Annotated in this window: 12 protein-coding genes; 5 read left to right on the forward strand and 7 right to left on the reverse strand. The window is 41.6% G+C overall.

Annotated elements, in window-relative coordinates; all coding sequences use genetic code 11:
* Positions 1 to 791: 791 nt before the first annotated feature.
* Positions 792 to 2015, reverse strand: coding sequence for an amino acid permease (locus tag O8C65_13935; protein ID MCZ7358020.1), 1224 nt, complete (start codon positions 2013 to 2015; stop codon positions 792 to 794).
* A gap of 89 nt (positions 2016 to 2104) precedes the next feature.
* On the opposite strand from O8C65_13935, the gene O8C65_13940 reads away from it, so the two are divergent.
* Positions 2105 to 2845 carry a hypothetical protein gene (locus tag O8C65_13940; GenBank protein MCZ7358021.1) on the forward strand — a complete coding sequence of 247 codons (741 nt, stop codon included), beginning with the start codon at positions 2105 to 2107 and terminating at the stop codon, positions 2843 to 2845.
* On the forward strand, positions 2842 to 3351 hold the full coding sequence (locus O8C65_13945) for a MarR family transcriptional regulator (protein MCZ7358022.1): 510 nt from the start codon (positions 2842 to 2844) through the stop codon (positions 3349 to 3351). The genes O8C65_13940 and O8C65_13945 overlap by 4 nt, the downstream gene beginning before the upstream one ends.
* Before the next feature lie 440 nt (positions 3352 to 3791).
* Here the strand turns inward: O8C65_13945 and O8C65_13950 are convergent, their stop codons facing one another.
* From O8C65_13950 to O8C65_13970, 5 genes are all read right to left on the reverse strand, one after another.
* Positions 3792 to 3959 carry a hypothetical protein gene (locus tag O8C65_13950; protein ID MCZ7358023.1) on the reverse strand — a complete coding sequence of 56 codons (168 nt, stop codon included), beginning with the start codon at positions 3957 to 3959 and terminating at the stop codon, positions 3792 to 3794.
* Positions 3960 to 4107: 148 nt separating this feature from the next.
* Complete coding sequence (locus O8C65_13955) at positions 4108 to 4440, reverse strand: DUF86 domain-containing protein (GenBank protein MCZ7358024.1); 333 nt, start codon at positions 4438 to 4440, stop codon at positions 4108 to 4110.
* Positions 4437 to 4736 (reverse strand): nucleotidyltransferase family protein, encoded by a 300-nt coding sequence (locus O8C65_13960; GenBank protein ID MCZ7358025.1) that lies wholly within the window; start codon positions 4734 to 4736, stop codon positions 4437 to 4439. Before O8C65_13960 ends, O8C65_13955 begins: the two co-directional genes overlap by 4 nt.
* A gap of 289 nt (positions 4737 to 5025) precedes the next feature.
* Positions 5026 to 5415, reverse strand: coding sequence for a type II toxin-antitoxin system VapC family toxin (locus O8C65_13965; GenBank protein MCZ7358026.1), 390 nt, complete (start codon positions 5413 to 5415; stop codon positions 5026 to 5028).
* Positions 5405 to 5632, reverse strand: a complete 228-nt coding sequence (locus tag O8C65_13970) for a hypothetical protein (GenBank protein ID MCZ7358027.1) — start codon at positions 5630 to 5632, stop codon at positions 5405 to 5407. The genes O8C65_13965 and O8C65_13970 overlap by 11 nt, the downstream gene beginning before the upstream one ends.
* A gap of 175 nt (positions 5633 to 5807) precedes the next feature.
* Here O8C65_13970 and O8C65_13975 point away from each other — a divergent pair, with 175 nt between their 5' ends.
* The 3 genes from O8C65_13975 (at position 5808) to O8C65_13985 (ending at position 6742) form a co-directional block, all read left to right on the forward strand.
* Entirely contained in the window at positions 5808 to 5930 is a 123-nt protein-coding gene (locus O8C65_13975) for a hypothetical protein (protein MCZ7358028.1), read from the forward strand.
* Between the two features lie 166 nt (positions 5931 to 6096).
* Positions 6097 to 6354: an AbrB/MazE/SpoVT family DNA-binding domain-containing protein gene (locus O8C65_13980; protein MCZ7358029.1), complete on the forward strand. Its 258-nt coding sequence runs from the start codon at positions 6097 to 6099 to the stop codon at positions 6352 to 6354.
* Complete coding sequence (locus tag O8C65_13985) at positions 6305 to 6742, forward strand: PIN domain-containing protein (GenBank protein MCZ7358030.1); 438 nt, start codon at positions 6305 to 6307, stop codon at positions 6740 to 6742. The genes O8C65_13980 and O8C65_13985 overlap by 50 nt, the downstream gene beginning before the upstream one ends.
* A gap of 405 nt (positions 6743 to 7147) precedes the next feature.
* Here O8C65_13985 and O8C65_13990 read toward each other — a convergent pair whose 3' ends face one another.
* On the reverse strand, positions 7148 to 7363 hold the full coding sequence (locus tag O8C65_13990; GenBank protein MCZ7358031.1) for a hypothetical protein: 216 nt from the start codon (positions 7361 to 7363) through the stop codon (positions 7148 to 7150).
* Positions 7364 to 7520: the final 157 nt, after the last annotated feature.

Raw genomic sequence — 7520 nt, forward strand, 5'->3', positions numbered from 1 at the left:
CTGTTAAATCCATGCTTCAGGCATCAGTCATATTATTCTATTTGTTATTATATGTCGGGAATTTAGACACGCCTCTCCTGATTGAGGTTCATTCATGATTTTTCCATTACCTACATAGTGTATGCCGGATAAGCAACTCTTTAAATTCCGTCTCTTAACCCACCACTCCCAATTCGTTGTGTATTTCCGCGGGAATATTTTCTTAGATAAATATCGTTTTCTCTCCATGGTGTTTTCCAGTTTACTCATCACGGCAAAATTAGTCATCAAGGACAAAAATCTATGAAACCCTCGTATTAATAAATCTTTTTCCGGTGGAAATCTATTCAGCTTGGTTATGAGAAAAGATTATCATGAATATTTTTTTTAGATAAAATATTATGGTATCACTTTTATTATTTTTATAATGTCTGACTAAGATATGCTGTATACTACCAATCAAATTAAAATCTCTACAGGAAACACTGGGGTATTACTACTGTAGTAGTACCTAAATAACACCCATCTATTTATCGATACTACTACACAAGTTAAATGGTAGGATAGATAGGAACTCGATAATCAAATGTTTGTACTCTGATAGACTGATGATTGGAAAGTGTCAGCAGGTTGGGGTGGAAATGGGCAGGTTTGGGAGTGGGGATATCATGATCAAAAGAGTTCATCTGCCGCATTATGCAGTATCTCAACTACATTAAATATTTTCCAAGGAATATATCCCCATTACTTCATCCTTCCAATCAGGGAGCTTTTGATCAAATGGTTTTACCTATCATCTGCAAGGTTCGCATTTACCATATTTTCCTGAAATAATAATACATCACTCCTGCTGCACAGGCAATGAGCCCTATTATCCAGGCATCCCTTGCAAGGAAAAATAAAAGCATCACGCTGGTTATCAATCCAAGTATCGGTATGATACGAGGATATACAGGTTTTTTTAATCTAAGCGCTGAGATGTTGGCAATAGCATAATACAAAAGTGAGGCGAAATTGGATATCGCGGCTGCCCGCATCAGATCAGTGAATGCCGCAAAGATCGTCATTATCAGGCCGAAAACCAGAATGGCGTTGGAAGGCATCGCATTCCTTGGATTTAGCTTTGCAAACAGAGCAGGAAAATCCTTATTCCTTGCCATAGCAAAGGAAATGCGGGATAATCCAAGAAGCGTGGTGAGAAGGACGCTCAGGGTAGCAACGAGCGCGCCCATGGAAATAAGGAAAGCCGCGTTCTTGCTTTCAGACATTGCGGCATCGGCAAGTGGAGAACCGGTGGATGCGAGTTCCCGGTATCCTACAAGACCCACAGCGACGAAACTCACAAGCACATAGATCAGGGTGGATATTCCAAGGGCAAGTATTATAGCAAGCGGAATATTTTTTCTGGGGTTTTTCACTTCCTCTCCGATGATGGTGATCCTCGCAAACCCGGAATAGGCAAAAAATATTATCGCAGCGCCCTGCATTACCCCGCTTTCTCCATTGGGCATGAAAGGTGAAAAATTTCCAGACTTCATGGCACCTATGCCAATAACCACAAAAAAGGCCAGGATCAGGAGTTTAATCACCACCAATATGTCATTTACAAGCCCGGATTCCTTTGTTCCAAGATAATTGATCAGGGTAATAACAAGGCAGGCACCAGCAGCCATCATATTCACAGGAAGAGGGATGAATATCGCAAGATAGCTTGCAAAACCCAGGCTTACCACGGCGCCCACAACGATATTGGCGAGAAGCCAGAGCCACCCCGAAATAAAACCGGCAAAAGGTGAGATGAGTTCATGGGCGAACTCATAAACTCCCCCCTCTTTCGGGATGAAGGCAGCCAGTTCTGCAAAACTCAGGGCCGTGAAAGCGGAAATAATAGCACCGATAAGCAAGGATATGATGAGCGCGGGACCGGCGAGACCCGCAGCTATACCTGTCACAACAAAAATGCCGGCACCTATTATGGCCCCTATTCCGATAGCCATCGCATCGAATAGGCCAAGCGTTTTTTTCAATTCCGTCAATATTTATCCCCCCAGCTTTCAATTGATCGTTCAATGAATATTAGGATTTTCCATTAATATATGTATCTGGAGATGCATTAAGGATTCAAATGTCTCAGGATAACTCCCGGATCGAACATTATTGGGATCTTATTCAATTCGGCCTGGTACGTATTCTCATCGCCATGGGAATTGGCTTTATCATTGCTGCGTTGTTAAATCCCGAGGGCACCAGCCGACTGATCGGGACAATTTTGTACAATCCTAATGCTCTATCCGATGAATTCAAACTTGATGAGACCTGGATACTGTTGGGTTTAGGAACAGGGTTAGTTATATTTGGTATTTTATTGTACACTTTTATGTATCTGACAGAATATCGCTTCAAACTTTTTCTCCAAAAACTGAAAAGAAGCCAGGCCGTTTACCTGGAAAAAAAGGTGCACAGCCAGCTTCTTGAGCTCCAATTCCTCATTACACTTTCATTTTTGATAACATTTACAGCATCAAGAGCGCTCGTGGTATTTTCTGGCGAATCACAGCCCTCTCTTGAACTGTGGATAGGAAATTATCATATACACCATTTTTTCTTTGGTATTCTTACTTTATCAATAAGTGGCTGGATAAGTCTAATAGGAAACAGGAGAAAATATAAAATGGCAGCAGCCATTCTTTATGGAGGCGGGTTGGGTCTGCTTATAGATGAGATGGGTCTTTTGCTGACCTGGGGGAATTACTGGGCCAAACAATCATATGTCTTTGGCGTTATTGTGATAGTTATTTTCCTGAGCATTATTCTATATGAGTATACAAGAGAGAGAAAGAGAGATTCAGACTGGACGATAAAATGACCAGCAAAATAAATATTGAGAGACGCGGTATTTTGATATCTGCTATCGTATTAGTAATTTCAGTTCTTTTACTGGTCGATAGATTGCTGGCGACAGGTCCCGTGCAGCTTATTATAGAAAATGGCAAGGCTGTCCCGGTAGAGGGAGTCTCATATTTTTCATTAAATGATGTGTTGTTTTTCATCATAACAGCATGGCTTGGCGGCATGTCTTTCCTTTACATTGTTCTGCTCTCAAAAGAAACGCCCGCAATACAAGAAGATATCAAAGCAACCCAGGAAAATAAAAACACATCGCTATTAGCAGCCAATCTGCTTGAAGGGGATGAGAAGATATTATTCAAAGAAATTCTGGATAACGACGGGATATTGCAAAGAGATCTTATTCTAAAGACTGGTTTTTCTGAGCCGAAAGTGAGCAGGCTTCTTGACAGGATTGAGAGAAGAGGATTAGTAATACGCCGAAGGGATGGGATGGGGAACAGGATTTTGCTAAAAAAGGAATAATTCAGCTGATTTCAATTTTTTGAGGTTGATGCATTCCTGCAATTCCGGCATTTTCGCAATTTGCTAATTCAGGTGAATTAGATAATGATGGGATTCATCAATTTCTCTTCCAATTCAATTTTTTTCATACGGGACTATAAAAAGCTGGATTGAGGGATAGCATGATAGGATGGTGGTGGTGGGGGTAGGAAAAAGAGGTGGTCATGCCATCGTTCCTCCCGGCTTTCGCTTTTCAAGATCTTTTTACTGTCGTCCTGGATTATAAAGGATGTAATCCATCCTCAAAAAATGAGAACAGCACATTTCTGAAAATTATACAGCAGCCAAAATTCTTTGAATCAATAAGAAATTGGCAAGTATTTGTGAATCCAACCAAAGAATCGTCAAGAATAGGATGGAAAGAGTCCACGTGCATGGAAGAGCTTAGCCTTCATCAGATGTCATCTCCGAACCACTACTACGCGTGCCTGATATCCGAGACGCGATAAAAAGTACTCGTAATCTTCCCATGTCATTCCTAATGCTTTTACATCTGCCAGGCCAAGCCTGCTGACAACCTCGCGAAGGGCATTAAAATCATTGCTTTCGAAATCCGCTTCCATCATCATATTTTCTGACCATTCCACAAGCTCTGGCAATGTGATGCGGTGATGCAGGTAATCAGCTATTTTCAGGGCTACATCTGTAGGGGTGATTTTTCATAGCTTTTCCTTTATTACTTTTTTATGCCCCTTATCATCGGGATATTCAAGAGAATCACTCTTCTTTCAAGATCGCCATGGTTTTCTCTTTGAGATCAGGAAGCTCGTTCACTATCACAGCCCAAACAACATCTACATCAATTCCAAAATAATTATGGACCAATATATTCCTCATTCCAATGATCTTAGACCATGGGATATCAGGATATTTGTCTCTGAAATTATCAGGAAGAGCACGCGCCGCTTCCCCAATTATCTGAAGGTGATGAACAATCCACGTTTGAATCAGTTCATCGTGCTCAAAAGCATCGCGTCCACGATTTGCGTACTTTTCAATTCGCTCAATGGCTTCCAGAATATCCAGTAGCCTTTCACGCACCTCTCTCATAGAGGTTTAGCCTCTTTAAGTACTCGCTCACGAATACGTGGTCGTAATCCCCTTTCAGTCACCACATCAACTTTACAGGCAAGTAAATCCTGAAGATCCATCAACAACCCACCGAGATCAAACAGGCTGCGTCCGGGCTCAAGGTCAACCAAAAGATCAATATCGCTATCCTGCAAAGCTTCGCCGCGCGCGGCAGAGCCAAAAAGTCGGACATTCCGGGCGCCGTATTTTGCAGCAATGCGAAGGATTTCATTGCGCCTGACTTTTAATAACTCTGCAATGTTCATCTTCTTCATTTTATATATGTATGTGCACATCAAATAAGAATTTTGCTGAGCCCTATATTCCATCCACTCCAGATCAAACAGTTACAGGAAAAAACAATGTGCAGCGTTTCTGTTGTCCGAATTGTTGATAAAAACCCTTGGTTGGCGCTGTCCTCCGCCGCGTTCGCCATCCGAAAGCAGCGCCGCGTATCCATCCGTCGGGGGCACCGGGGAACAGAATAACCTCTGGCAGCGCGGAATCAAGAATTCGTACCACAATCGTTATCCGATGCTATCTTCGCAACTCAGATAATTCAATTTACCATTTTTCATATTTCAAGTCCTCAATTTCACCAAAATGACCATCACGAGTAACAAGTATAAGATCATTTTGCATGGCAACGGCAGCTATCCAAATATCATTTTCAGGAATTGGTTTTCCTTTATCTATAAGTTTATTTTTCACCATTCCATACTGATATGCAGTATTCTTGTCACATGTAAGAATGGTAATACTATCCGCAAAATCTGATATTCGCTTTAAATTGGTCTTAGAATGTTTCGACTTGAAAGCACCAAAAAATAACTCTCCAAGAACAATGCTGGAAATAAATACTTCATCTGCTTTTAAAAGATGTTCTTTTATTGATGTTTCTCCACTGAAAATGGCAATTACAATATTTGTATCAAGAATAAATCTACCACTCATTAATATCAACTTTTTCGCACCCTTTTTCGATTGCCTGGGTCATATCATTGACATCATCAGCATTTAATATACCTGCAAAACGAAGGAGTTTCTTGCCCGAAACACCTTTTTGCGGGGATGGAGCTGCTGCTTCGGCCAGATCAAGAATTTTTATTTGTATCTCGGTGGGTAAGCGATCAAGTCGTTTTATTATTTCTCGCCTTTTAAGTTTGGTCATAATGAGATAAATCACCAATGTATAAATTTACTTATTGCATTTTTTGAATATAGCCCTTTCTTAAGAAGAAAATTAAAAGAGTATTACCTAATCTCTCGCGCCGACATGACCCTATACAACCTCAAGCGCATCGTGTAAACTGTATTTTATAGAACACTGAAAATAAAAACCGCGGATGAACGCAGATGAACGCAGATTGGCTGCATGGTATCCTCCAGCTGGCGCTGTCCTCCGCCGCGTTCGCCATCCGAAAGTAGCGCCTCATATCCGCCGGGAGGAGGCAGGGGGAACAGAATAACCTCCGGCAGAGGACTATCAAGAATCCGTACCGCAAGCTATTCTCCGATGCGACATTTGCACCCATAAAACCAGTAAATATGTACGGGATAACAGGATGAACTGGATTTATCATGTGCTCATCAATAAAGTTATTACCCATAAGTGGGATATATGGGATTATGCCTATGACAAAGATGGATGAAAGAGGTAGGGTTCTACTTCCAAAAGAGATCAGAGAAGAAATGAATCTCAAACCCAGTGAAGAATTGCTTATAATAAATGCAGGGAAAGAAATGATCTTGCTTAAGAAGGTGAATGTCAAACAAATGCTGGGAGATATCATTGATAGAGTAAAGGGACTCGATCTTGAAAAACTCGAACGACAAATAGAAGATGAAGGAAATAAGATTACGAAGAAAAAGTATCCGAAGGTTTTTAGTTGATACTAATCTTTTCATATCAGCAATAAAAAAGTGGGCAAAGAGTACTGATTTGCTCCTTTATTTGCTCACGAGCACTGAAATAGAATTGATCGTAAACGAGGTTTTAATCGGAGAATACCGCAAGTTCACGCTCAAACTTGGAGCGCCGGAATTCTTAGAACTGGTATCCAGTGTTGTTGTGGTATTAAATCCGTCAGAAGAATATGTAAAAGACTGTAAACAATACTTTCCTGAAAATAAAATGGCTGATGTTGTTCATGCAGCTACATGTCTCCAATATGATGCAGTCTTAATCAGCAATGATAAGCATTTTGATAAGATAAAAAACATGAAACTAATTGAAGTCTGGAAAATTAATGAAGCGATAGAAGAATTTAACATATTATGATGTTATAATTATAAAATCACGCGCGCCGACATGACCCCATGCAACCTCAAGCGCATCGTGAAAACCAGATTTTTTATGAGCGCTAAAGATAAAAACCACAGAGCGCACAGAGGACACAGAGAAAAACAAATATCTTGAAAATGCCTCCGGGCGGCGCTAGTCTCCGCAGCGGTCAGATCGCCATCCGAAAGCAGCGCCGCATATCCGTTGGGGGGCACCTGAGATCAGAATAACCTATGACAGCGCTGTATCGCGAATTCTTACCGCAAAGAACGCAAAGGGCGCAAAGATTTTGCTGCTACGCTTTGCGTTCTTGGCGCACTTTGCGGTGATTTATGTTTAGCAGTTCAGTTTTATCATAAATTATGACATTCTAACTATAAAATCCCGCGCGCCGACCTGACCCTATGCAACCTCAAGCGCATCGTGAAAACCAGATTTTTGAAGAGCACTGAAAATAAAAACCGCAGATGAACGCCGATGAACGCAGATTGGCTGCCTGGAAAAACCCCTCCGTCCGGCGCTATCCTCCTCCACATTCCTCTCGCCATCCGAAAGCAGCACCGCATATCCGTCTGGAGGGAGCAGGGGACAGAATAACCAGCGGCACAGGACTACCAAGATATTTATTACATTCTAACTATAAAATTCTGCGCGCAAACGTCCCCCAAGCAACCATCGACGCATCGTGCAAACCGGATTTTCAATCTTCACGATGAATAAAATCCACAGATTGTGCAGATTCGCGCAGATTGGCTGCATGGAATCCCCGGCCGGC

Source organism: Candidatus Methanoperedens sp., from assembly GCA_027460535.1.
GTDB lineage: Archaea > Halobacteriota > Methanosarcinia > Methanosarcinales > Methanoperedenaceae > Methanoperedens.